At 66.6% G+C, this 22,838-nt stretch carries 25 protein-coding genes; 16 read left to right on the top strand and 9 right to left on the bottom strand.

Annotated features, from left to right (window positions below):
- The 7 genes from BDIM_RS08955 to BDIM_RS08925 all read left to right on the top strand — a co-directional run.
- A partial coding sequence (locus BDIM_RS08955; protein WP_155818692.1) for a murein hydrolase activator EnvC family protein occupies positions 1 to 446 on the top strand: 446 nt, incomplete at its 5' end.
- A gap of 147 nt (positions 447 to 593) precedes the next feature.
- Entirely contained in the window at positions 594 to 908 is a 315-nt protein-coding gene (yajC, locus tag BDIM_RS08950) for a preprotein translocase subunit YajC (protein ID WP_003165259.1), read from the top strand.
- A 48-nt stretch (positions 909 to 956) separates the two neighbouring features.
- Positions 957 to 2,555 (top strand): protein translocase subunit SecD, encoded by a 1,599-nt coding sequence (gene secD / locus BDIM_RS08945; protein ID WP_003165258.1) that lies wholly within the window; start codon positions 957 to 959, stop codon positions 2,553 to 2,555.
- Positions 2,555 to 3,547 carry a protein translocase subunit SecF gene (gene secF, locus BDIM_RS08940; protein ID WP_003165257.1) on the top strand — a complete coding sequence of 331 codons (993 nt, stop codon included), beginning with the start codon at positions 2,555 to 2,557 and terminating at the stop codon, positions 3,545 to 3,547. Before secD ends, secF begins: the two co-directional genes overlap by 1 nt.
- A 106-nt stretch (positions 3,548 to 3,653) precedes the next feature.
- Positions 3,654 to 4,280 (top strand): squalene/phytoene synthase family protein, encoded by a 627-nt coding sequence (locus BDIM_RS08935; RefSeq protein WP_040346781.1) that lies wholly within the window; start codon positions 3,654 to 3,656, stop codon positions 4,278 to 4,280.
- A gap of 65 nt (positions 4,281 to 4,345) precedes the next feature.
- Entirely contained in the window at positions 4,346 to 4,663 is a 318-nt protein-coding gene (locus BDIM_RS08930; RefSeq protein ID WP_003165255.1) for an ArsR/SmtB family transcription factor, read from the top strand.
- A gap of 27 nt (positions 4,664 to 4,690) precedes the next feature.
- Complete coding sequence (locus tag BDIM_RS08925) at positions 4,691 to 5,224, top strand: rhodanese family protein (RefSeq protein ID WP_003165254.1); 534 nt, start codon at positions 4,691 to 4,693, stop codon at positions 5,222 to 5,224.
- Here BDIM_RS08925 and BDIM_RS08920 read toward each other — a convergent pair.
- Positions 5,221 to 5,712: a MarR family winged helix-turn-helix transcriptional regulator gene (locus BDIM_RS08920; protein WP_003165252.1), complete on the bottom strand. Its 492-nt coding sequence runs from the start codon at positions 5,710 to 5,712 to the stop codon at positions 5,221 to 5,223. The two genes, BDIM_RS08925 and BDIM_RS08920, sit on opposite strands and share 4 nt — an antisense overlap.
- 64 nt (positions 5,713 to 5,776) lie before the next feature.
- On the opposite strand from BDIM_RS08920, the gene BDIM_RS08915 reads away from it, so the two are divergent.
- Positions 5,777 to 6,982 (top strand): MFS transporter, encoded by a 1,206-nt coding sequence (locus BDIM_RS08915; protein ID WP_081461884.1) that lies wholly within the window; start codon positions 5,777 to 5,779, stop codon positions 6,980 to 6,982.
- On the opposite strand, the gene trmFO is transcribed toward BDIM_RS08915, so the two are convergent.
- The gene (gene trmFO, locus BDIM_RS08910; RefSeq protein WP_003165251.1) at positions 6,979 to 8,385 is read right to left on the bottom strand and encodes a methylenetetrahydrofolate--tRNA-(uracil(54)-C(5))-methyltransferase (FADH(2)-oxidizing) TrmFO; all 1,407 of its coding nucleotides are present in this window, start codon (positions 8,383 to 8,385) and stop codon (positions 6,979 to 6,981) included. The genes BDIM_RS08915 and trmFO overlap by 4 nt on opposite strands.
- Before the next feature lie 103 nt (positions 8,386 to 8,488).
- Between trmFO and BDIM_RS08905 the strand changes: the two genes are divergently transcribed.
- The gene (locus BDIM_RS08905) at positions 8,489 to 9,427 is read left to right on the top strand and encodes a hypothetical protein (RefSeq protein ID WP_003165250.1); all 939 of its coding nucleotides are present in this window, start codon (positions 8,489 to 8,491) and stop codon (positions 9,425 to 9,427) included.
- 20 nt (positions 9,428 to 9,447) lie between these two features.
- Positions 9,448 to 10,338 carry an integral membrane protein gene (locus BDIM_RS08900; RefSeq protein WP_003165249.1) on the top strand — a complete coding sequence of 297 codons (891 nt, stop codon included), beginning with the start codon at positions 9,448 to 9,450 and terminating at the stop codon, positions 10,336 to 10,338.
- Between the two features lie 63 nt (positions 10,339 to 10,401).
- Here the strand turns inward: BDIM_RS08900 and uvrA are convergent, their stop codons facing one another.
- The gene (uvrA, locus tag BDIM_RS08895) at positions 10,402 to 13,341 is read right to left on the bottom strand and encodes an excinuclease ABC subunit UvrA (protein ID WP_003165248.1); all 2,940 of its coding nucleotides are present in this window, start codon (positions 13,339 to 13,341) and stop codon (positions 10,402 to 10,404) included.
- A 96-nt stretch (positions 13,342 to 13,437) separates the two neighbouring features.
- A complete protein-coding gene (locus tag BDIM_RS08890; protein WP_211205975.1) occupies positions 13,438 to 14,001 on the bottom strand; it encodes a group III truncated hemoglobin in 564 nt (187 codons plus the stop codon).
- A 128-nt stretch (positions 14,002 to 14,129) separates the two neighbouring features.
- Here BDIM_RS08890 and BDIM_RS17555 point away from each other — a divergent pair, with 128 nt between their 5' ends.
- Positions 14,130 to 14,267 carry a hypothetical protein gene (locus BDIM_RS17555; protein ID WP_003165247.1) on the top strand — a complete coding sequence of 46 codons (138 nt, stop codon included), beginning with the start codon at positions 14,130 to 14,132 and terminating at the stop codon, positions 14,265 to 14,267.
- The gene (locus BDIM_RS08885) at positions 14,233 to 15,834 is read left to right on the top strand and encodes an ABC-F family ATP-binding cassette domain-containing protein (protein ID WP_003165246.1); all 1,602 of its coding nucleotides are present in this window, start codon (positions 14,233 to 14,235) and stop codon (positions 15,832 to 15,834) included. Before BDIM_RS17555 ends, BDIM_RS08885 begins: the two co-directional genes overlap by 35 nt.
- On the opposite strand, the gene BDIM_RS08880 is transcribed toward BDIM_RS08885, so the two are convergent.
- From BDIM_RS08880 to BDIM_RS08865, 4 genes are read right to left on the bottom strand one after another with little or no spacing between them, the layout of a single operon-like run.
- Positions 15,807 to 17,408, bottom strand: a complete 1,602-nt coding sequence (locus BDIM_RS08880; protein WP_040345591.1) for an EAL domain-containing protein — start codon at positions 17,406 to 17,408, stop codon at positions 15,807 to 15,809. The two genes, BDIM_RS08885 and BDIM_RS08880, sit on opposite strands and share 28 nt — an antisense overlap.
- A 47-nt stretch (positions 17,409 to 17,455) precedes the next feature.
- Positions 17,456 to 17,896 carry a hypothetical protein gene (locus BDIM_RS08875; protein WP_003165245.1) on the bottom strand — a complete coding sequence of 147 codons (441 nt, stop codon included), beginning with the start codon at positions 17,894 to 17,896 and terminating at the stop codon, positions 17,456 to 17,458.
- Positions 17,893 to 18,201, bottom strand: a complete 309-nt coding sequence (locus tag BDIM_RS08870) for a rod-binding protein (protein WP_003165244.1) — start codon at positions 18,199 to 18,201, stop codon at positions 17,893 to 17,895. Before BDIM_RS08870 ends, BDIM_RS08875 begins: the two co-directional genes overlap by 4 nt.
- A complete protein-coding gene (locus tag BDIM_RS08865; protein WP_040345589.1) occupies positions 18,201 to 19,319 on the bottom strand; it encodes a flagellar basal body P-ring protein FlgI in 1,119 nt (372 codons plus the stop codon). Before BDIM_RS08865 ends, BDIM_RS08870 begins: the two co-directional genes overlap by 1 nt.
- A 184-nt stretch (positions 19,320 to 19,503) precedes the next feature.
- Here BDIM_RS08865 and BDIM_RS08860 point away from each other — a divergent pair, with 184 nt between their 5' ends.
- From BDIM_RS08860 to gltX, 4 genes are all read left to right on the top strand, one after another.
- Entirely contained in the window at positions 19,504 to 19,932 is a 429-nt protein-coding gene (locus BDIM_RS08860) for a flagellar assembly protein FliX (protein WP_040345585.1), read from the top strand.
- A gap of 186 nt (positions 19,933 to 20,118) precedes the next feature.
- Entirely contained in the window at positions 20,119 to 20,553 is a 435-nt protein-coding gene (dksA, locus tag BDIM_RS08855; protein ID WP_076222624.1) for an RNA polymerase-binding protein DksA, read from the top strand.
- Positions 20,554 to 20,683: 130 nt separating this feature from the next.
- The gene (locus tag BDIM_RS17225; protein WP_040345582.1) at positions 20,684 to 21,052 is read left to right on the top strand and encodes a DUF4377 domain-containing protein; all 369 of its coding nucleotides are present in this window, start codon (positions 20,684 to 20,686) and stop codon (positions 21,050 to 21,052) included.
- Between the two features lie 191 nt (positions 21,053 to 21,243).
- Positions 21,244 to 22,578, top strand: a complete 1,335-nt coding sequence (gene gltX / locus BDIM_RS08845; protein WP_040346777.1) for a glutamate--tRNA ligase — start codon at positions 21,244 to 21,246, stop codon at positions 22,576 to 22,578.
- 75 nt (positions 22,579 to 22,653) lie between these two features.
- Here gltX and BDIM_RS08840 read toward each other — a convergent pair.
- On the bottom strand, positions 22,654 to 22,838 hold a 185-nt coding region (locus BDIM_RS08840), incomplete at its 5' end, for a DUF8200 family protein (RefSeq protein WP_040345580.1).

Here is a 22,838-nt window from a genome sequence, read left to right as displayed (position 1 = left end):
CCGCGCCGCCTGTCGCGGCTGCGCCGTCGCGCCCGCCGTCGACGGCGGTCGGTCAACCGCTGGCCCTGCAATGGCCGGTGCGGGGGGATATTCTGCGCCGTTTCGGCCCGGTGGGCATGGGCGAGCGTAACAACGGCATCAACATCGGCGCTTCGGCAGGAACCGAGGTCAAGGCCTCGGCCGACGGCACGGTGGCCTACGTCGGCGACGATATCGTGGGGCAGGGTCTGACGGTCCTGATCGTCCACCGCGACGGATGGCGCACGGTTTACGGGCATCTGGGCTCGGCCACGGTGCGCGACGGGGCGCAGGTTCGGGCCGGTCAAGCCATCGGCACGGTGGGTCTGACGGCGGGCGATGGGCGTCCGTCGATCCACTATGAAGTGCGTCAGATGCGCGGCGATGATCCGGTCGCTCTGGACCCGCTGACGGTTCTTCCGCGCTGATTGCGTGAAAAGACGTGTCCGGGCGGCGACGCCCGGATGCTCTTGCCATTGCGTCGCGTTGCAAATCGGCCCGGCGCGCCCTAGGTTCCGCGCCTTGTTTTTCGAAGGGCCCCCGATGAAGGCGCGGCCCGCGTCGGGGAGTTTCCAATGACTGCAACCCAAGACGGCGGCCTGATGGCCCTTGTCATCCAGATCGCGCCGATCGTCGCGATCTTCATCCTGTTCTACTTCCTGATGATCCGCCCGCAGCAAAAGCGGATGAAGGCGCATCAGGCCCTGATCGCCGGCGTCAAGCGCGGCGACGAAGTCGTCCTGTCCAACGGCATGGTCGGCAAGGTCACCCGCGTCGAGGATGCCGAGGCCATGGTCGAGATATCGCAGGGCGTGAACGTCCGCGTGGTCAAGGCGATGATCGCTGAAGTCCGCAACCGCACCGCCATCGCGGCCAACGACAAGGGCTGATAGCCTCGCCTCGGCGCGGCGCGCGCCGGCCCTGAAGAGAACCGAGACATGATTCAGCTTTCACGCTGGAAAATCACCCTGGTCGCGCTGTCGCTCGTCCTCGGGTTGTTCCTGGCCTATCCGAGCGTGCTGTCGCCGGCGCAGCGCGAAGCTCTGCCGAGCTGGCTGCCCAGCAACGGCCTGAACCTGGGCCTGGACCTTCAGGGGGGCTCCTACCTCCTGCTCGAGGTCGATGTGCCCGAGATGCGCACCAAGCGCATCTCCAACCTGATGGAAGACGTTCGGGTTTCCCTGCGGGAAGACCAGGTCAACATCATGGGCATGCAGCGCGAAGCAGGCGGCGTCGTCGTGACCGTCGCCGAGGGCGCGGCCTATGACACGGCCTTCAACACCCTGCGCACCATGGCCCAGCAGGGCGTCGGCCCTACGGGACAGCCGGACCGCGTGGCGACCAAGCTGGGCGGCGGCCGTATCCGCTACGCCTTCACCGACGCGGCTCTGGCCAGCATGGGCGCGACCGCCGTCGATCAATCGATCGAAGTCGTGCGCCGTCGTCTGGACAGCTCGGGCACCAAGGAAATCGCCATCACCCGCCAGGGCGCGGACCGCATCGTCATCCAGGCGCCGGGCCAGAGCGATCCGGCGGAGCTGGAGCGTCTGGTGGGTCGTACGGCTCAACTGACCTTCCAGATGGTCGACACCTCGCCGACGGGGCTGAACGACGCCCTGGCCGGTCGCGTGCCGCCCGACGCAGAATTGTTGGTCGACGATCTTGGCACTCCCTATCTGGTCAAGCGCCGCATCCTGGTCTCGGGCGAGAACCTGACCCGCGCCGGCGTCGGCGCCGATCAGAACAACCGCCCGGCCATCGACTTCCAGTTCGACAGCCAGGGCTCGCGTCGTTTCGGCGAGGCGACGGCCCAGAACCTCGGCAAGCCCTTCGCCATCATCCTGGACGGCAAGGTCATTTCGGCCCCGACCATCCAGTCGGCCATCACCGGCGGGCGAGGTCAGATCACCGGCAACTTCACCATCGCTTCGGCGTCTGAGCTGGTGAATCTGCTGAACGGCGGCGCCCTTCCGGCGCCGCTGAAGGTCGAGGAACGTCGCGTCGTCACCGCCGAGCTGGGCGCTGACGCTGTGGCTGCGGGCGCGTTGTCGACCGCCCTGGGCTTCGCGGTCATCGTGATCTTCATGATCCTGGCCTACGGCTTCCTGTTCGGCGGCATTTCGGTGATCGGCCTGATCCTGAACGGCATCCTGATCGTCGCGGCCATGTCGCTGACCCAGGCCACGCTGACGCTGCCGGGGATCGCCGGTCTGATCCTGACCTTCGCCGTGGCCGTTGACGCCAACGTGCTGATCTATGAGCGGATGCGCGACGAGGCGCGTCAGGGACGTTCCGTGGTGGCGTCGATGGACGCGGGCTTCAACCGCGCCATGGGCACCATCATCGACGCCAACCTGACCACCCTGGTGGCCGCGTTGATCATGTTCATGTTCGGCGCCGGTCCCGTGCGCGGCTTCGCCTGGACCCTGACCATCGGCGTCTTCACCTCCGTCTTCTCTTCGGTGCTGACGGCCCAAGTCCTGCTCGGCTATTGGCTCAAGATCGCCAAGCCGAAGAAACTGCCGATCGCGGAGTGATGTCGATGAAGGGTTGGCCTCTTATCAAACTGCTGCCGCATAAGACGAACTTCCAGTTCGTCAAATACGCCAAGGGCTTCGCCGTGCTGTCGGCGATCCTGACGGTGGCGGCGATCATCGGCTGTTTCTATCCCGGCCTGAACCTGGGCATCGACTTCCGGGGCGGCGCCTCGATGGAAGTCGCCAAGCCCGCAGGTCAGACGCTGGAGCTGGACAAGTTGCGCGGCGCCGTCAGCGGCCTGGATCTGGGCGATGTCCAGGTGCAGGGCATTGCGCGACGCGACAACAACCTGGACGATGGTTCGACCGCTATCGTCCGCTTCCAGGTGCCCGATAACGAAGACCAGACGGCCGTCGTTCAGAAGGTCGAGGGCGCGATCAGCGCCGCTGTCGGCGACGTGGCCTATTCGGGCGTCAGCGTCGTGGGCTCCAAGGTTTCGGGCGAACTGCTGACCAACGGCGTGATGGCCCTGCTGGTGGCTGTGGTGCTGATGTTCCTCTACATCGCCTTCCGCTTCCCCTGGCAGTTCGGCATCGGCGCCGTGGCGGGGCTGCTGCACGACGTGGCCTTGACCTTCGGCCTGATCGTCGCCTTGCGGATGGAGTTCAGCCTGAACCTGGTCGCGGCCCTGCTGACGGTCATCGGCTATTCGATGAACGACACCGTCGTCGTGTTCGACCGCCTGCGGGAGAACCTGCGCAAGTACAAGGTCATGCCTCTGCGTGAGGTGATCGACCTGTCGATCAACGAGACCCTGTCGCGAACCATCATCACCGGCCTGACGACCGTGATTGTGCTGATTGTCCTGGCCGTCTTCGGCGGAGAGGCCCTGCGCGGCTTCTCGATCACCCTGGCCTTCGGCGTCGTGATCGGCACCTTCTCGTCCATCTATGTGGGCGCGCCGATCATCCTGCTGTGGGGCGTGGATCGCAGCGGGGGCGGCAAGGCCGATACGACTCCGGTCAAGCTGGGCATGGCCAGCCGTCCGTAAGGGCGTCGCCGGAAACTGAACCACGGCCCGTCTTCCGCAAGGGAGGCGGGCCGTGTGCGTTCTGGGGCTTGATGCGGGCGCGTCAATGGTCGAAGGGCCTGTCGCCATGACTGTTGATCTTGATGCCCAGGTTCGCGCCGCCGACCTCGACCGCTGGCTGGCCAGCCGCTTCGTCGCAGACGAACAGGCGCGCGCCGATCTGATCGCCCTCTACGCCTTCGAGGCGGAGCTGTTGGCCATTCCGACGCGCGTGACCCAGCCGCTGTTGGCCGAGATGCGCTACGCCTGGTGGGGCGAGCAGATGGAGGGCGTCTTCACCGACACGCCCCGCGTAGGCCATCCGGTGCTGGAGGCCCTGACGGCGACGGTGACGCGTCATGGCCTGGAGCGGGCGCCGTTCGACGCTCTGATCGAGGCGCATATCGGCCGCGTGCATGGCGAGCCACATGATCTGGACGCCTTCTATGTCGGCCCCATGCAGGCGGCGGTGCGTATTCTGGCAGGCGAGGGGCATGAGGCGTCGGCAACCGTCGCTGGACGGCTGCGAGGCCTGGCCCAGACCGGACGAACGGATGAGGCCCAAGCCGCGCGCGCTGAGGCCAACCAAATGCTTAGGACGTTGCCCGTCGCGGCTTTCCCTGCCGTGGCCGCCGCGACGTTGATGCGCGCGGATGAACCCGAAGCCTTCAAGCGGTTGCGCCTGTTCTGGGCCGTCTTGCGCGGGCGTGTCTGACGCATTGCGCTAGATCTCAATATATTAGTTATTGCTAATTTAGAAGCATGGCATATATTGGCGCCATGGTTGATCTCGAACGTATGGGACTGGAGCGCTTTCAAGCCAGCGCGGGCGATGCGTCCCGTCTGCTGAAGGCCCTGTCAAACGAACATCGCCTGATGATCCTGTGCCAGATCGGCGAGGGCGAACGGCAAGTGTCCGATCTACAGGTCGGTCTGTCGCAATCGGCGCTGTCGCAGCATCTGGCGCGTCTGCGCGAAGATGGTCTGGTCAGCACGCGCAAGAGCGGCACCGCCGTCTTTTACCGCATAGCCGATCCCGCCGCCCTGAAGGTGATCGGGGTGTTGGCCGAGATTTTCTGCCCGCCCGAGGCGCGTTGAGCGCCGCCTCTCTCCTAAGGAAAAACGATGAATACGCTGATCTCTCTGACGCCCGCCGATGTCGCCGCCCGTCTGAAGGCCGGTCAGGCCGTTCTGATCGATGTTCGTGAGCCGGATGAGCACGCACGCGAACATATTGCCGGCGCCGTCGCCGCGCCGCTGTCGGCTTTTGAGAGCGCCGATCTGGGCCTCAAGCCCGGCGGCGACGTGATCTTCATGTGCCGCAGCGGCAACCGCACGGCGGGGAACTGCGACCGGCTGGCTGCCCGCATCGACGGCCCGGCGCACGTTCTGGCGGGCGGTCTGGATGGATGGAAGAAGGCGGGCCTGCCGGTCGTCGCCGACCGCAAGCAGCCGCTGGAGCTGATGCGTCAGGTGCAGATGGCGGCGGGCGGCCTGATCCTGTTGGGCGGGGCGCTGGGCGTTATGGTCCACCCTGGTTTCTGGGGGATCAGCGCCTTCGTCGGCGCGGGCCTGTTCGTGGCGGGCGCGACCGGCTTCTGCGGCATGGCGCGCTTGCTGGCGGTGATGCCCTGGAACCGCCGGATGAAGCGAGCCTAAGGCTCCAGCGCACCGATCAACCGGGCGAGCAGGGCGCTCAACGCGGCCTGCTCGTCTCGCGACAGGTCGGCCAGCATGGCCTGGCTTTCGGCCATGTGCAGCGGCATCAGCGTGTCGATCAGGTCGAATCCCTTGGCTGTCAGCCTGACCAGGGAGGCGCGGCGGTCGCTGGGGTGGGGCATGCGCTCGATCAGGCCTGACTTCTGCAGCCGGTCCAGCCGCGCCGTCATGCCGCCCGACGACATCATCGTCGCCTCATAAAGCGCCGTCGGCGTCAGGCCGTCCGGCGAGGGCGCGCGCCGCAGGGTGGCCAGAACATCGAATTCGCCATGCTGAAGCCCGTGGCGAGCGTAGAGCGGCGCCTGCCGCTCACGCGTCACCAGAATGGAGGCCTCGTGCAGACGCCCCAGCGTCTCCATGGCCAGCAGGTTGAGGTCGGGGCGCGCGACCGCCCATTGGGCGGCGGCGCGGGAAGCGCGATCGGTCATTGTCTTGACATCAAGATACTTGATGGCGAGACATTATCGTCTTCCGCAGCCGGAGTCACCTCGGATGGATCAGTCGAACGCCCCGCAACCTTCGCGCGGCGCGAGTCTGCTGTTGATCGCGGCCATCTTCGCCCTGGCGCTGAACCTGCGCCCGGCGATGGCGGCGGTCGGGCCTCTGCTGGATCTAATCGAAGCGGCGACCGGCATGGGTTCGACCACGGCCAGTTTGCTGACCACCTTGCCGGTGGCGATGATCGGCGTCGGCGCCTTGTCGATCCGTCCGCTGCGGCGACGGCTGGGCGAGCGCAAGGGCGTCCTGCTGGGCGCCGTCCTGATCGGCTTGGCCTGTCTGGTGCGTGCGGCCTTTGACGGGACAGCTGGTCTGATCGCCAGCGCCGTGGCGGTCGGCGTCGGGGTGGCCCTGATTCAGGCCCTGGCGCCCGTGGTCGTCAAACGGGCCTTTCCGACGCGTTTCGGCACGGTCATGGGCGTCTATACGACTGGCATCATGGGCGGCGCCGCCGTGGCGGCGGCGACGGCGGCGGGACTGGCCGAGGCGGTCGGCTGGGCTGGAGCCCTAGCGTTGTGGGCGGTCCCGGCCTTTTTGGCGGCGGTCGTCTGGATCGTCGCCTCGCGCGCCCCGGCGGCTGAAGAACCGAACCGCGCGGCCATAGCCGAAGGAACCCACCCCGAGGTTCCGTTCTGGAAGCAGCCCAGGGCCTGGGCGTTGGTCCCGATCCTGGGGCTGGGCACCTCGGCCTATACGCTCGTACTGGCCTGGTTGCCGCCCTACTACGTCGACATGGGGCAGACGCGCGCGACGGCGGGCTTTCTGCTCAGCGGCATGACGGGAGCCGAGGTCGCGGCGGGCGTGCTGGTGTCTCTGCTCATCGCCCGTTTCCCTGACCGACGCGGACCGATGCTGATGGCGGTGGCTCTGGCGCTGGTTGGGCTGGCCGGCCTGGTGCTGACGCCGGTCAGCCTGGCGGTTCCGGTCATGCTGCTGCTGGGGCTGGGTATCGGGGCGGTGTTTCCGCTGACCCTGATCCTGGCCATGGACCAGATCGACGACCCGGTGCGATCGGGCGATCTGCTCGCCTTCGTCCAGGGCGGAGGCTACATCATCGCCAGCCTGTCGCCGCTGGCGGCCGGGCTGCTGCGCGACCGCCTGTCGGACCTCAGCCAGGCTTGGATGCTGATGGGGCTGGGGCTCGTCGCCATGGCCCTGATGACCCTGACCTTCAGGCCCGGCGGCGCGAAGCTGCGTTAAGCCGCCGCGTCCCGCCAGGCTTTCAGGGCGTCCAGCGCGCGGATGCTCTGCAGGCGTTTCTTGGCGCGGCCGCGTTCCTTGGGGTGAATGCGCTTGCCGTCCTCATCGACCTTGGGCGCCTCCAACGGCGGCAGCAGGCCGTAGTTGATGTTCATCGGTTGGAATTTGGAGCCTTCAAGGTGGCCGCCAGTGATGTGTTCGACCAGGGCGCCCATGGCCGTTTCCGGCGGCGGCGGCGTCAGATCGCGGCCCAGCGCCTGGGCGGCGGCCAGACGGCCGGTCAGCAGGCCCATGGCCGCGCTCTCGACATAGCCCTCGACCCCGGTCACCTGGCCGGCGAAGCGCAGGCGCGGAAGGGCCTTCAGCCGCATCTGCTTGTCCAGCAGCTTGGGGCTGTTCAGGAAGGTGTTGCGGTGCAGGCCCCCCAGACGCGCGAACTGGGCGTTCTCCAGACCAGGAATCATGCGGAAGACGTCGGTCTGGGCGCCGTACTTCAGCTTGGTCTGGAAGCCGACCATGTTGAACAGGGTGCCCAGCGCATTGTCCTGACGCAGTTGGACGATGGCGTAGGGTTTGACCGTCGGGTTGTGTTGATTGGTCAGGCCGACCGGCTTCATCGGGCCGTGGCGCAGGGTCTCGCGGCCGCGCTCGGCCATGACCTCGATCGGCAGGCAGCCGTCAAAATAGGGGACGTTTTCCCACTCCTTGAAGTCGGCTTTGGGGCCGTCCAGCAGGGCGTCGATGAAGGCTTCGTACTGGGCCTTGTCCATCGGGCAGTTGACGTAGGCCGCCTTGTCGCCGCCGGGGCCTTCCTTGTCATAGCGCGACTGGCGCCAGGCGATGTCGAAGTCGATGCTGTCGGCGTGCAGGATCGGCGCGATGGCGTCGAAGAAGCTGAGCGATTCTTCGCCCGTGGCCTTCAGGATGGCGTCGGCCAGGGCGGGCGAGGTCAGCGGGCCGGTGGCGACGATGACGTTGTCCCAGTCTTCCGGCGGAATGCCCGCGATCTCTTCTCGCACGATGGTCACGAGGGGATGGGCTTCCAGCTTGGCCGTGACAGCATCCGAAAAGCCGATGCGGTCAACCGCCAGGGCGCCGCCCGCAGGCACCTGATTGGCGTCGCCGGACGCCATGATCAGGCTGTCGAGCGCCCTCATCTCGGCGTGCAACAGGCCGACGGCGTTGAACTCCCAGTCGTCCGACCGGAAGGAGTTGGAGCAGACCAGCTCGGCCAGGCCCGTGGTGTGGTGGGCGTCGGTCCGCACCTGCTCCGGCTCGTCCCGGCGCATTTCATGCAGGATGACGGGCACGCCCGCCTGGGCGATCTGCCAGGTCGCTTCGGATCCGGCGAGGCCTCCGCCGATGACGTGGATGGGGCGGGGAGTGGAAGACGCGTTCGACATGGCGGCCTAATAGCCTCGTGAACGTCGCCTGTCATGCAGCGGCGTGCGGTCAAGGCTGTCGGAGGGCGGCGTTGGTCCTTATAAGCGGCGACGGAGGCTGTTCATGACCCATGGATTCCAGATTGATGTGGCGCTGTCGGACGGTTTTCACCTGATCCGGCGTCGCCCTGGCGATGTACTGGCCTGGGGCGTCATCCTGGCCTTGCCCGTCATGTTGTCCGTCATTGTCATGATCGACCTGTTCATGACGATCGGTCCCGAAGCGATCGCCGAGGATGCAGACCCCAGCCCGCAGGCGCTCGCAGCCATGATGCGGATGCAGGCCTGGTCCATGCTGATCAATGTGGTGCAACTGATCGGTTACGTACTGATCATAGCCGCCATCTGCCGCGCGGTGCTGTGGCGCGAGCGCGCGCCGGGTCGCTTTTTCGATCTTCGAGTCGGCATGGATGAGGCGAGGGTGGCCGTGGCCGGCCTGGCCGTCATGGCGGGCTGCTATGGCGTGATGCTGGTCGTTGTTCTGCTGGCTTTCGCCTTTGGGGCGGCCTTCTGGATGGTGTCTGAAACGGCGGCCGTGATCATGGGCGTGGCGGTGGGACTGGCGGGGATCGTGGGCATTGTCTGGGCGGCTCTTCGGACATCCATGATCATGCCGCTGAGTATCGCTTCGCAGGACTTCGCCTTCGTGTCGGGGTGGAAGATGACGAAGGGACGCGTCGGCGTTCTGCTGGGCCTGTTCGCGGCGACCATCGCCATCACCCTGGTAATCCATGTGCTGTTTCTGGTCGTAGCCGGCTTGATCGCGCTGGGCGTCAGCATTCCCTTCTGGCCCCAGTTGGCGGCATGGGTCGAGAGCGCACAGGGCGGGGTTCCTGATTTCAGCCTCGGCGTGGCCGTGGCTGTGGGCGTTGCGGCCTTTGTGATGATCGCGATCTACTATGGAATCATCGTCGCCATCTGGATCGCGCCCGGCGTGTCGGCCTGCCGACAGATGCTGGCGACGCAGCAACAGGACGAAACCGGCGCAGCTGCGTTAAGCTGAGCGAGAATCGAGGAGCCAGCATGAGTTTCAACGCCACCGAATCCGCCTTTGAGGGCTTCCGTCTGGCCCGTCGGGCGCCGATGGCCCTTCTGGCTTGGGCCGCGGCCTATATTGTCTTCTTCGCGGTCTTCTTCGCGGTGGCGGGCGGCAGCCTGATCAACATCATCAACCTGGCCGAGCAGATCGAGCAGAGCGCCGAACCGTCGATGAGCGACCTGACCAGCCTGGGGCAGGCCTATGGCGCCATGATGGGGCTGGCCCTGCCGCTGTCGCTTCTGTTCAGCGCCGTGCTGACGGCGGCGGTGGCGCGTTCCGTCATCCGGCCTGAGGAAAAGCGGTTCGGCTATCTGCGCCTGGGCCGCGATGAGTTGCGTATCCTGGGGGCCACCCTGCTCGTGGCGCTGCTGATGTTCGGCGTCGTGATGGGGGGAACGGCGCTGGTGAGCGTCTTCGTGGGGCTGGCCGCCAGCATGGGCGCGCCCTTCCTGATCCTGCCGGCGGTGCTGGCGGGGCTCGGGGGCGCGGCGGTCGCCGTCTGGCTGGCCGTGCGCCTCAGCCTGGTCGCGCCGATGACCTTTGCGGAGCAGAAGATCGCCATCAAGGAAAGCTGGGCCATGACCAAGGGCCGATTCTGGCCGCTGCTCGGCATGGCGGTGCTGGCAGGCGTCATGTCGATACTGGTGGGGCTTTTGGGCTCCATTGTCATTGCGCCGCTGAATCTGATCTTCGGCGGTCTGGAGAGCTTGGCGGGGGCTGAGACGACCAATATCGCCACGCTGCTCGTGAAGTTCTGGCCGGCGCTGCTGGTGTGGGGCGTGGTCAACGCCCTGCTGTCGGCGGCCCAGGCGGCCATCATCTATGCGCCGTTCTCGGCCGCCTATCTGGGCATCAAGGGCGTGCCGCGCGTCTGATCCGACGGCGTCGGCGGAAATGAAAACGCCGCGCTCCGATAGGGGCGCGGCGTTCTTTTTGGGTCAGGCGCTCTTGCGGGCTTTGGCGCGTTTGGCGGGCGCAGGTTCGGCGGTCAGGGCGGCGACGCGGCCCTTGCGGCGTTCCTCGTGCCGGTCCAGCACCTCCTTGAGGTAGCGGCCGGTCCAGCTGGCGGAGTTCTCGGCGACCTGTTCCGGCGTGCCGACGGCGACGATCTCGCCCCCGCCGTCGCCGCCTTCGGGGCCGAAGTCCAGCAGGTGGTCGGCCACCTTGATGACGTCGAGGTTGTGCTCGATCACGACGATGGTGTTGCCGTTCTCGACCAGTTCCTGCAGCACCTCCAGCAGCTTGCGCGTGTCCTCGAAGTGCAGGCCGGTCGTCGGCTCGTCGAGGATGTAGAGCGTCTTGCCGGTCGCCCGCTTCGACAGCTCCTTCGACAGCTTGACTCGCTGCGCTTCGCCGCCGGACAGGGTGGTGGCCGGCTGGCCGACCTTGACGTAGCCCAGACCCACGCGCTCCAGCGTCAGCATCTTGTCGCGGATCGAGGGCACAGCGGTGAAGAAGCGCGCCGCCTCTTCAACCGTCATGTCCAGAACGTCGGATATGCTCTTGCCTTTGAAGACGATTTCCAGCGTTTCGCGGTTGTAGCGCTTGCCCTTGCAGACGTCGCAGGTGACGTAGACGTCGGGCAGGAAGTGCATCTCGATCTTGATGACGCCGTCGCCCTGGCAGGCCTCGCAGCGGCCGCCCTTGACGTTGAAGCTAAAGCGGCCGGGGCCGTAGCCGCGCGCCTTGGACTCGGGCAGGCCCGCATACCAGTCGCGGATCGGACCGAAGGCGCCGGTGTAGGTCGCTGGGTTCGAGCGCGGGGTGCGGCCGATGGGCGACTGGTCGATGTCGATGACCTTGTCGAAATGCTCCAGCCCCTCGATCCGGTCGAACGGAGCGGGGGCGTCAGACGCATTGTTCAGACGCCGTGCAGCGGCCTTGTAGAGCGTCTCGATGGTGAAGGTCGACTTCCCGCCGCCAGAGACGCCGGTGATGCAGGTGAAGACGCCGACCGGGATCTCACCCGTGACGTTCTTCAGATTGTTGCCTGTGGCGCCCGAGACTTTCAGCATCCGCTTGCGATCGATCGGGCGGCGGCCTTCGGGCGGCAGCTCGATCTCTCGCGCGCCGGTCAGGTACTGGCCGGTCAGGGAGTTGGGGTTGGCCATGACCTGTGCGGGCGTGCCTTCGGCGCAGACCGTGCCGCCATGGACCCCCGCGGCGGGGCCCATGTCGATGACATAGTCGGCCGTCAGGATCGCCTCTTCGTCGTGTTCGACCACCAGCACCGAGTTGCCGAGGTCACGCAGCCCCTTCAGGCTGTCCAGCAGACGGGTGTTGTCGCGCTGGTGCAGGCCGATGGACGGCTCGTCCAGCACATAGAGGACGCCGGTCAGGCCCGAGCCGATCTGCGAAGCCAGCCGGATGCGCTGGCTCTCGCCGCCCGACAGGGTGCCGGACGAACGCGACAGGTTCAGATAGTCGAGGCCGACATTGTTCAGGAACCGCAGCCGGTCGGTGATCTCCTTCAGGATGCGCCGGGCGATTTCGACCTGCTTTTCGGTCAGGCCGTCTTCCAGCGTCGAGAACCACAGGAAGGCCTTGGAGATCGACAGGTTGGAGATGTCGGCGATGTCCTCGCCCCCGACCTTGACCGCCAGGGCCTCGGGTTTCAGGCGCTTGCCGCCGCAGACCTCGCACGGGGTTTCGGATTGATAGCGGCCCAGCTCCTCGCGCACCCAGGCGCTGTCGGTCTCGCGCCAGCGGCGCTCCAGGTTCGGCAGCACGCCCTCGAACGGCTTGGAGACCTCGTATTTGCGGGCGTTGTCGTCATAGACGAACTTGATCTTCTCGCCGCCCGAGCCGCGCAGGACGACGGATTGCGCCTTCTCCGGCAGGTCGCGCCACGCCTTGTCCATCGAGAAGCCGTAGTGCAGCGCCAGCGATTGCAGCGTCTGCGTATAGAGCGGCGAGGGGCCGCGCGCCCACGGCGCCACCGCGCCCTTGTGCAGGGTCTTGTCGCGGTCGGGGATCACCAGGTCGGCGTCGAAGGCCAGCTTGACCCCCAGGCCGTCACAGGCCGGACAGGCGCCGAAGGGGTTGTTGAACGAGAACAGCCTGGGCTCGATCTCGCTGATGGTGAAGCCTGAGACGGGGCAGGCGAACTTCTCGGAAAAGACGATCCGGCGCGGCTCTTCGCCTTCAGGCGCGCTAGCCCATTCCGCCGTGGCTATGCCCTCAGCCAGACCGAGTGCGGTCTGGATGCTGTCGGCGTAGCGGCCTTCAAGGCCTTCTTTGGTTACAATGCGATCGACGACAATATCGATGTCGTGCTTGAACTTTTTGTCGAGCGCGGGAGCGTCCTCGATGGCGTAGAATTCGCCATCGATCTTCAGCCTCTGGAAGCCCTGACGCTGCCACTCGGCCATTTCCTTCTTGTACTCGCCCTTGCGGCCGCGAACGACCGGCGCCAGTAGCAGGATACGCTCGCCGTCGGGCAGGGCGGTCATCTTGTCGACCATCTGGCTGACGGTCTGGCTTTCAATCGGCAAGCCGGTGGCGGGCGAATAGGGCACGCCCACGCGCGCCCACAACAGGCGCATGTAGTCGTGGATCTCGGTGACGGTGCCGACGGTCGAGCGCGGGTTCTTGGAGGTGGTCTTCTGCTCGATGGAGATGGCTGGGGACAGGCCCTCGATCAGGTCGACGTCCGGCTTGCCCATCAGCTCCAGGAACTGGCGCGCATAGGCCGACAGGCTCTCGACATAGCGGCGCTGGCCCTCGGCGTAGATGGTGTCGAACGCCAGCGAGGATTTGCCCGACCCGGACAGGCCGGTCATGACCACCAGCTGCTCGCGCGGAATGTCGAGATCGACGCCCTTGAGGTTGTGCTCGCGGGCGCCGCGAACGCGGATGAAGTTGTGCTTTTCGGTCATGGAATCCGGGAACGCGGAAGACCCCGGAACGGTCCGGGGCGACGACGCTATATGGGGATCAATTCTCCGGAAACAGCAAGAACAATATGAGAACTTTTAGTCTGCTTCAGGCGCCCACGGCGTTTCTGGGCGGCGATAGCGTTCGCCGGGGCCGACCAGGACGCCGTGGGCGTTGGCGACGCCCAGCTCAAGGCTTTCGGCGATGCGGCGGGCGCGGACGATGAAATGTTCGGCGGCGACGGGCGGGCATAGTTCGCGGGCGGTCGTCTCGAACAAGCCTAGCCAGTGATCGAAATGACGCGCGTCGATCGGCAGGGGCAGGTGTTTGGGCATGGGCCGCCCCTGATAGACGCCGGTCGACAGGGCGACGGACGACCAGAACAGCTTCATCTGCTCCAGATGCGGACCCCAGTCGTCGATGCGGGCGGCGAAGATCGGGCCGATGAAATCATCCTCGCGCACCTTGGCGTAGAAGCCTTCGACCAAGGCGTCGATCATGGTCTCGTCGATGCCCGTTTCGGCGCGGATGCGGGCGACGGCGGCTTCGCGACGGGCGGCGGCTTCGGCTCGGTCCGGCGCGGGACGGTCGATGCGGAAGGCGACGGGACGGTCGGGCGTGCTCATATCGGCAAGATAGGAAGCGGCGTCGCGGAAGGCCATGACGCCGATTGTCCAAGGCGTCCCGTCGCTGCATTGCGAAAGCTGCGCCGCAAATTGGGGGTTGCGTTACGAAACGTCCGTCCCCATCCTTCACTCAGCCAACGCATCAGTGAGGAGGCGCGACGATCATGATCAGCACCCTGGAAATCGGTTTCGCCCTTTCCGTGCCGCTGCTCGTGTTCGCCTATGTCCTCGCTCAACCCAAGCCCAAACCGGTCCGCATCCGCGCTCGTGACGCTCAACAACGTCGCGGCCCGCACGCCTGACGGCAGAGGCCTTTTCGACAATCTGACGCTCGCCTTCGGGCGCGAACGCATGGCCGTCGTGGGCCGCAACGGCGTGGGCAAGACCACGCTGCTGCGCCTTGTCGCCGGTCTGGCTGAACCCGCTGAGGGCGCGATCTCGCGCGCCGGAACCGTCGGCTGGCTGGCGCAGGCCCAGACGCCGACGGATGATGAAACGGTCGCCGATACGTTGGGTGTCGCGGCGCCTCTGACGATCCTGCATCGCGTGCTGGCGGGCGAAGGCTCTCTGGATGACATGGCGGAGGCGGACTGGACGCTGGAAGAGCGGATGCAGGCGGCTCTGGCCGAGGTCGGTCTGGCCGATCTGGCGCTGGATCGCCGCACGGCGGACTTGAGCGGCGGCGAACAGACGCGCCTGCGACTGGCGGGGTTGAAGCTGGCGGCGCCGGACCTGCTGGTGCTGGACGAACCGACCAACCATCTGGACGCCGAGGCCCGCGCCATGATCGCCGATGTCGTGGCCGGATGGCCGGGCGGGGTGGTGTTGGTCAGCCACGACCGCGCCCTTCTGCGCCGCGTGGACCGCATCGTGGAATTGTCCAGTCTGGGCGCGCGGGTGCATGGCGGCGGGTGGGATCTGTATGTCGAGCGCCGCGACGCCGAACGGGCCGCCGCCGAACGCGATCTGGAGCAGGCCGAGCGCGCCATCGGCCGCGTGCAGCGCGAAAATCAGGCGGCGCAGGAGCGTCAGGCTCGGCGCGACCGCGCGGGCAAATCGGCGCGCGCCAACAGCTCTGATCCGAAGATATTGCTCGACGCTCAGGCCCAGCGGGCCGAGGAGAGCGGGGCGCGCGGCCAGCGCCTGGCCGAGCGCAAGCGTCAGGCGGTCGAGGCGGAATTGGCCGAGGCGCGCGAGCGTGTCGAACGCGTGCGCCAGATGGCCCTGGCCATGCCGTCGACGGGCCTGCCTGGCGGGCGCACGGTGCTGAACCTGAGTGATGCGGTTGTGACGGCTAATGACGGGCGCCGCCTGCTGGGGCCGCTTTCGCTGCGTCTGACCGGGCCTGAGCGTGTCGCTGTGATCGGGCCCAACGGGGCGGGCAAGACGACGCTCCTGAAACTGATAGCCGGCTTGTCAGAGCCTTCGTCGGGGACGGTCGAGCGGCCGGTCCGCGCGGCTCTGCTGGATCAACAGGCGGCCATGCTGAAGTCCGACGAAACCCTGGTGGACGCCTGGCTGAGGTTGAACCCGCAGGGCTCGCCGAACGCCGCGCGGGCGGCTCTGGCGCGCTTTCTGTTCCGCAATGTGCAGGCGGACCGACGTGTAGGCGAACTGTCGGGCGGAGAGCGTCTGCGCGCGGCGCTGGCTTGCATCATGACGGGCGCGGAGCCGCCGCAGCTGCTGGTGCTGGACGAACCCACCAACCACCTGGATATCGATTCCGTCGAGGCGGTCGAGGCTGCCCTGTCAGGCTATGACGGCGCCTTGGTCGTGGTCAGCCACGACGCTGATTTTCTGGAAAATCTGGGCGTCAAACGGACGATCGTGCTGAAGAACGGTCAGCTCCAGCCCTCGACCACGCCCTGACGGCGGCCGCGGATCGCGGGGGTGTTCAGTGTAGTGCGCGGCTCGGCCTCGGCCCGACCGAACAGCCAGCCCTGGCCATGGGTGACGCCCAGATCGTGCAGGGCGTCGGCGACCTGATCCGTCTCGATCATCTCGGCGATGGTCTCCAGCTCCAGCGAGCCGCACAGCTCGACCAGATGGGCGACCAGGGTGCGGGTGCGGGCGTCGATGTCGATATCGCGCACCAGGGCGCCGTCGATCTTCACCGCATCCACCGACAGGCCGCGCAGATAGTCGAATGAGGCCGAACCTGCGCCGAAATCGTCGATGCAGACCTTGATCCCGGCGTTGCGCAGAGCGCCCAGGCGCCGGTCGGCGGCGGCCAGGTCGGCTAGGGCGGCGGTCTCCGTCACCTCGACCATCAGGCGACGTCGGTCGTCGGGCGCCGAGGCGGTCATCTTCAACAGGGCGGCGACATAGGCGTCGTTCGCCAGGGACGCGCCCGAGACGTTGACGGCGATCTTCAGCAGGCCGCCGCCCGGCTCGCGCAGGCGGCGCACCGCCTTCTCCGCCACGGCCAGGTCGAAGCCGTCGATCAGGGCCAGTTCCTCGGCCATGCGGATGGCGGCGGCTGGGCCGGATCCCTTGCCGAAGCGGGCCAGGGCTTCGAAATGGTGCACGGCCCGCGTCTTCAGGTCGACGATGGGCTGATAATAGAGGGCGAACTCGCGGTCGCGCACGATGCTGCGAAAACGGTCGGCGTCCTTCAGCGTGCGTTGCAGGGAATCTGCGAAGGACAGTTCGGGCTGATCCAGCCCGCCTTCCTTCAGGCAACCCTCGATGGCGAACCGCATGGCGCGCAGGGCCGAAGCCGCGTCGCCGCCCAGAGTGCTCTGCGTCGCGACGGCGGACAGGGCCAGACCCTCGGCCTGACCGGCCTTCTGCATTTCCGCCGCAAGGTCGCGCGTATCGTCCAGGTTGCGGATCAGGGCGTAGCGATCAGACGTCAGCTGACCCGCGCTGGCGCCGTCGTGCGAGGCGGCGTTCAGACATGCGCCGATGCGGCTGTGGACGCGTTCCAGCGTGGCGGGATCGACGCCCTGCAGGCCGTTCACGTCGATGAAGGCCAGCGCCAACCGCTGCAGGGCGCCGGCCTCGCCGCCGGCCAGACTGACGCGGGCATGATTGAGGAAGCCCTCGGCGTCTCTGGTCGGGGCGCCGGCGGGCAGGGGCGCGTCCTCGACGACGAAGGGCTCGCCTTCATAGGACAGGGCGCAGGATTGCGCCGGGGCGATGTCAGGCAGGGCGAAGGCGCGCAGGGTGGCCCGACGCATGCGGCCGTCGCCGCAGTCGACCAGGACTTCGGCAGCCGGGCTGCGCTGGCCTGGACGCAGCTCTGCCAGCAGGTTCTGAAGAACGGTTGCGCTGTTGATCGACAGGCGATCGCTGAGGGGATGGCCGACCCAGGCGGCCGTCTGCTGGCCCGCGACGGCGCCGGAACCTAGGGCGAAACGCACCACGCCGTGCTGATCGACTTCGATCAGGGCGTCGGCGGCGGCGAAGGCCAGGCCCAGGAGGCGCGGGGTCAGGTTCATGCCGAAGCCATAAGACGCAGGCTGTTAAGGAATAGCGACGGCTGGGGTCAGGCGGTGCGATTCAAGGCTACGGCCCGCCCGTCGCCCTGCATGGCCTGGCCCGAAGCGCCGTAGCCCACGCCCTGCGCGCGGGCGCCCGCCACCTCGGCCGCGATGGTGCGGACCAGACCTTCGGAAACCTGGCGCGCCGCTTCCACGGTGACGGCGTGTTCAGCCAGCACCGTTTCAAAGGCCTCGGTCGCCTCGATCAGGGCGCGGCGGTCAGCCTCCGGGGCGATGGCGATGGCGGCGGGATTGGCTTTCACCTGCGCCGACTCGCGACGATAGAGGTTGGCCATCTCCTGCGTCTGGGCCATGCCCTCGCTCAGATCCTGAGCGCGATGGGCGCGCAGAGCCTCCATTTCCAACGACAGTCGCTCGGTCAGATCGCGGGTCAGGCGCGTCAGATGCTGCACGCGCAGGGCGGCGGTTTCGACGTCGGCGGTCATGCGCCTTGCTCCTGCATCTTGATCATCTGGGCCAGAACGCTGTCGGCCAGGCCGACGCCGCCCGCCTTCACCGTCTGCTGGGCCATGGCGTCGACCAGGAAGCCGCGCCAGGCGGCTTCGCCCGCGCCGCCGCCGAAGGGCGCCTCGGTGCTCAGGCCCTCGAACATGGGCTTCATCATCTGCGACAGGAAGCTGGCCTCGAAGGCTTCGGCCGTGCGGCGCATGGCTTCGCGATCCTTTGAAGGAGATGCGTCGGCTGGAAGGTTGGCGCGCAACAGATCGGGGGAGACGGCGAGGGGGCTCATCAGATCACCTCGATTTCGGCTTGAAGGGCGCCGGCGGCCTTGATGGCCTGCAGGATGCTGATCATGTCGCGCGGGCTGACGCCCAGGGCGTTCAGGCCGTTGACCAGGGTGGACAAGGAGGTCGAGCCGCCCACGATCCGCATCTGACGGCCGGTCTCTTCGGAAATGCTGATGTCAGACTGGGGCACGACCACCGTCTGGCCGCCGCGGCTGAAGGGCTCGGGCTGGCTGACCAGGGGCGTCTCCTGCACCGAGACGGTCAGATTGCCCTGCGCGACGGCGACGGTGGAGATGCGCACGGCCTCGCCCATGACGATGACGCCGTTGACCTCGTCGATAATGACCTTGGCTGGGGAATCGATCTGGACCGGCAGGTTCTCGACCCGGCTGAGGAAGCCGGCCATGCCGAAGTTCTGGGGCGCGCGGATGGCGACCACGGTGCCGTTCTCGGCGAAGGCGGTCTGGGGGTAGGTCTGGTTGATGGCGGCGGCGATGCGCTGGGCCGTGGTGAAATCCGGATTGCGCAGGTTCAGGCGCACCACCGGCATGGAGCCGAGGTCGAATCCGGTCTCGCGCTCGACCACGCCGCCCGAGGCGATGCGGCCCGCCGTGGGAACGCCGCGGGTGATCGAGGAGCCGGAGCCGCCCGAGGCCGAAACGGCGCCGGTCTGAACCGAGCCTTGCGACACGGCGTAGATTTCACCGTCAGCGCCCTGCAGAGCCGTGACCAGCAGCGTGCCGCCCAGCAGGCTCTTGGCGTCGCCCATGGCCGAAACGCTGACGTCCAGCCGTGAGCCGGGCGTGGCGAAGGGCGGCAGCTCGGCCGTGACCATGACGGCGGCCACGTTCTTGGTGTTCAGGTTGGCGCCGCGGATGTTGACGCCCTGGCGCTCCATCATCCCCTCCAGCGACTGGCGGGTGAAGGGCGAGTTGCGGACGCTGTCGCCGGTGCCGTTCAGGCCGACCACCAAGCCGTAGCCGACCAGCTGGTTCGAGCGGACGCCCTCGATGGAGACGATGTCCTTGATGCGCGACTGGGCCTCAGCCACGCCCGGCTGGGCGGCGAGAACCAGGGCCGCGATGGCCGGGCCGATAAGGGCGGTAAGCAACTTCTGCATACGACAGACGTCCCTGCGTGAGCGTTCATCATTAACCATGCGAGGATCGTGCCGGAGAAAAATGCGAGTAAATTCAACATTGATCGATTTTCGACCCGGCGCCTGACGGCAGGTTTTGCCGGGCTGTTAACCAAGGCTTCAGCCCCTGAGTGCAGGGTGCAAAACGTAGAAGGAGACGTCTTGCATGAAGGTCACTGGACCCTTGGGCGCCGCTTCGACGCCGGCTGCGCGACCCGCTGCGCGTGGCGCGGGCGGTTTCGCCCTGCCGACGACCGGAGGCGCGGTCTCTGCGGCTCAGGCCGGCGCGACCTCATCCGCGTCAGGCGTCGCGAGCGCTGCTGCTCTGATGGCGTTGCAGGGCGTGGAAGACCCGATGGAGCGCCGCCGTCGCGCCATTCGCCGGGGCTCGGGCCTGCTGGATCGACTGGACGAGCTGAAGCTGGCGCTGTTGGGCGGTCAGGACGGAGCGGCAGCCCTTGGGCGTTTGGCCCGCGACCTGCGCGAAGAGCGCGATGAAGAGGCTGAGCCGGGCCTGAAGGCTGTGCTGGATCAGATCGATCTGCGCGCTTCGGTAGAATTGGCGAAAGCGGAAATGAGTCGATCGCGCTCCTGAAGGCGTTGAAACTTCGGCTGAACCCCCGATTTCCGGGGCTTTGTGAGGATAATTCGCCACACTGCCCCTACGGAAGCGCAGCTTAGCCATATCACGGACTCGCGAACGCCATTGCCGCGACTCTTGCGCTTGCCTATACGGCCCATGCGCCGCAGGGGGGCGCGATAGAGAACGAGTGTGAGTGCGATGACCGCATTGGCCTCTGTAGTGTCCGGGGATACGGCTGTTTATCGGCCGACCGACGACGAGCCGTTCATGAACGAACGGCAGGTCGCCTATTTCAAGAACAAGCTTTTGTCCTGGAAAGACGACATTCTTCGCGAGTCGAAGGGCACTGTCACCAATCTGAAAGCCGAGACCGAGAACCATCCTGACTTGGTGGATCGGGCCTCATCGGAATCCGATCGCGCGCTGGAGCTTCGGACTCGCGACCGGCAACGCAAGCTGATCTCCAAGATCGATGATGCGCTGCGCCGGATCGAGGACGGCACCTACGGCTACTGTGAGGATACCGGCGAGCCGATCGGGCTGGGTCGTCTGGAGGCTCGCCCGACGGCGACCTTGTCAGTGGAGGCTCAGGAGCGGCATGAACGTCGTGAGCGGGTCCACCGCGACGACTGAAGCGATGCAGACTTTCGTCAAATGACGAAAAGTTCGGGTTTGCTCCAAGCTTGAGCCATTTTGCGCTGCGATAGGCGCTGCGACGGCGTTGATCTGCCGTCGTTGCACTTAATTTATGCAAGGATGTTTCATGACCCGTACGTTCGCCTCTCTTTCGGCTGTCGCCTTGTTGGCGCTTGGGGCCTGCGCCCAGACATCTGCTGTCGACCCCACGCGTCCTGCGGGTCAGGGCGGCGTCGTAGAGAAGGTTGTCTACGTGGCCTCTGAAGTGCGCCCATGCACGGCGGGCGTGGCGCGGACGACATGCCTGCAGGTGCGTGAGACCGAGAGCGCGCCCTGGGAGCTGCACTATTTCGGTTACGAAGGCTTCGAGCATAAGCCGGGCGTGGAATACCGCCTGCGCGTTCGCGGTACGCCGGTCGCCAATCCCCCGGCCGACGCGTCTTCGATCCGCTGGTCGCTGATCGAAATCCTAGACCAGAAGCCAGCTCAGTCCTGATCAGGTTTCCGCACGCGCCTCTCTTGACTTCGAGGGGGCCGTGATCGACCTAGACCCTTATCGGAACGGCGTCGCGCCTGCACAGGTGCGACGCCTTTTCGACGTTTTCAGAGACTGGACGCTCTGCCCGGATCATCATGGTTCGCGGCGGGCCGCCCGGCCGCCTTCGCTTTCAGGCTCGCAGGATCCTCATGTCCGTTAAGGTTCGTTTCGCTCCGTCTCCCACGGGTAAGCTGCACGTCGGCAATGTCCGCACGGCTCTGGTGAACTGGCTGTTCGCCAAGGGGCAGGGCGGCGCCTTCGTGCTGCGGATCGACGACACCGACCTGGTCCGTTCGACCCAGGAGTCGGAAGACAACATCGAGATCGACCTGAAGTGGCTCGGCCTGACCTGGGACGAGCGCTACAACCAGTCCAAGCGGTTCGATCGCTATGAAGAGGCCGCCGCCCGCCTAAAGGCCGATGGCCGCCTCTATCCCTGCTATGAGACCGCCGACGAACTGGACCGCCGCCGCAAGGTGCAGCTGTCGCGCGGCCTGCCGCCCATTTATGACCGCGCCGCCCTGTCGCTGACAGATGCTGAAAAGGCCGCGCTAGAGGCCGAGGGCCGCCGTCCGCACTGGCGCTTCAAGCTGGAAGGCAAGCGCGTCGCCTGGGAAGACCTGGCGCGTGGTCACGCCGAGGTGGACACCGCCTCCATGTCCGACCCGGTGCTGATCCGCGAGGACGGCCTGTTCCTCTATACGTTGCCGTCGGTCGTCGACGACATCGACATGGAGATCACCCACATCATCCGGGGCGAGGACCACGTCACCAACACCGGCGCCCAGATCGAGATCTTCGAGGCGCTGGGGGCCAAGGTTCCCGGGTTTGCTCACATGCCGCTGCTGGTCGGCGCCGACGGCACGGCCCTGTCCAAGCGTCTGGGCTCGCTGGCCATCATGGACATGCGCACCGACGGCTATGAGCCGATCGCCATCACCAGCCATCTGGGCAAGATCGGCACATCGGACAATCTGGAGGTCGCTGCTTCGCTGCAGGAACTGGGCGAGGCCTTCGCCTTCTCCAAGATGGGGCGTTCGCCCGCCCGCTATGACACGGCCGATCTGGATCGCCTGAACGCCCAGGCGGTGCACGCCATCGACTACGCCGCCGCCAAGCCGCGCCTGGAAGCCCTGGGCGTCGATCTGGGCGAGACCTTCTGGAACACGGTGAAGGGCAACCTCAGCAAGTTCGGCGATGTTGTTGAGATGGCGAAGATCGTCACGGGGCCGGTGACACCGGTGATCGAGGACGCCGCCTTCGCCGCCGCGGCTCTGGAACTGCTGCCCGAAACCATTGACGCCGACGCCTGGTCGGCCTGGACCTCGGCGGTGAAGGACAAGACCGGCGCCAAGGGCAAGGGTCTGTTCATGCCGCTCCGTCTGATCCTGACGGGCCAGGCGCACGGACCGGACATGGCGGCCATGATCCCGCTGATCGGGCGCGAACGCATGATCCAGCGCCTGAAGGGCGAAACCGCCTGACGGTCCGTCCAACGGATACAAGAAAGGCCGCCTTCGTCGTGAAGGCGGCCTTTTTCGTTCAGGGTTGAAGCTGGATCAGCCCGCGTTGCAGGCGGCGATCTCTTCTGCGCTCAGGGCCTGGCCCTTGTAAGAGAAGCTGGTCACCGGACCCAGCTTGGCGACCACGCGGCGGCACGCGCGCGTCGCGGGCTGGTTGGAGCCGCCGGTGGCGGTGCAGGCGTCGCCTTCGCAGCGCCAGGTGGCGCCGTCGACGATCACGC

The sequence above is a fragment of the Brevundimonas diminuta ATCC 11568 genome (genome assembly GCF_000204035.1).
GTDB classification, from domain to species: domain Bacteria; phylum Pseudomonadota; class Alphaproteobacteria; order Caulobacterales; family Caulobacteraceae; genus Brevundimonas; species Brevundimonas diminuta.
This window is presented reverse-complemented; position numbering and strand designations above follow the sequence as displayed.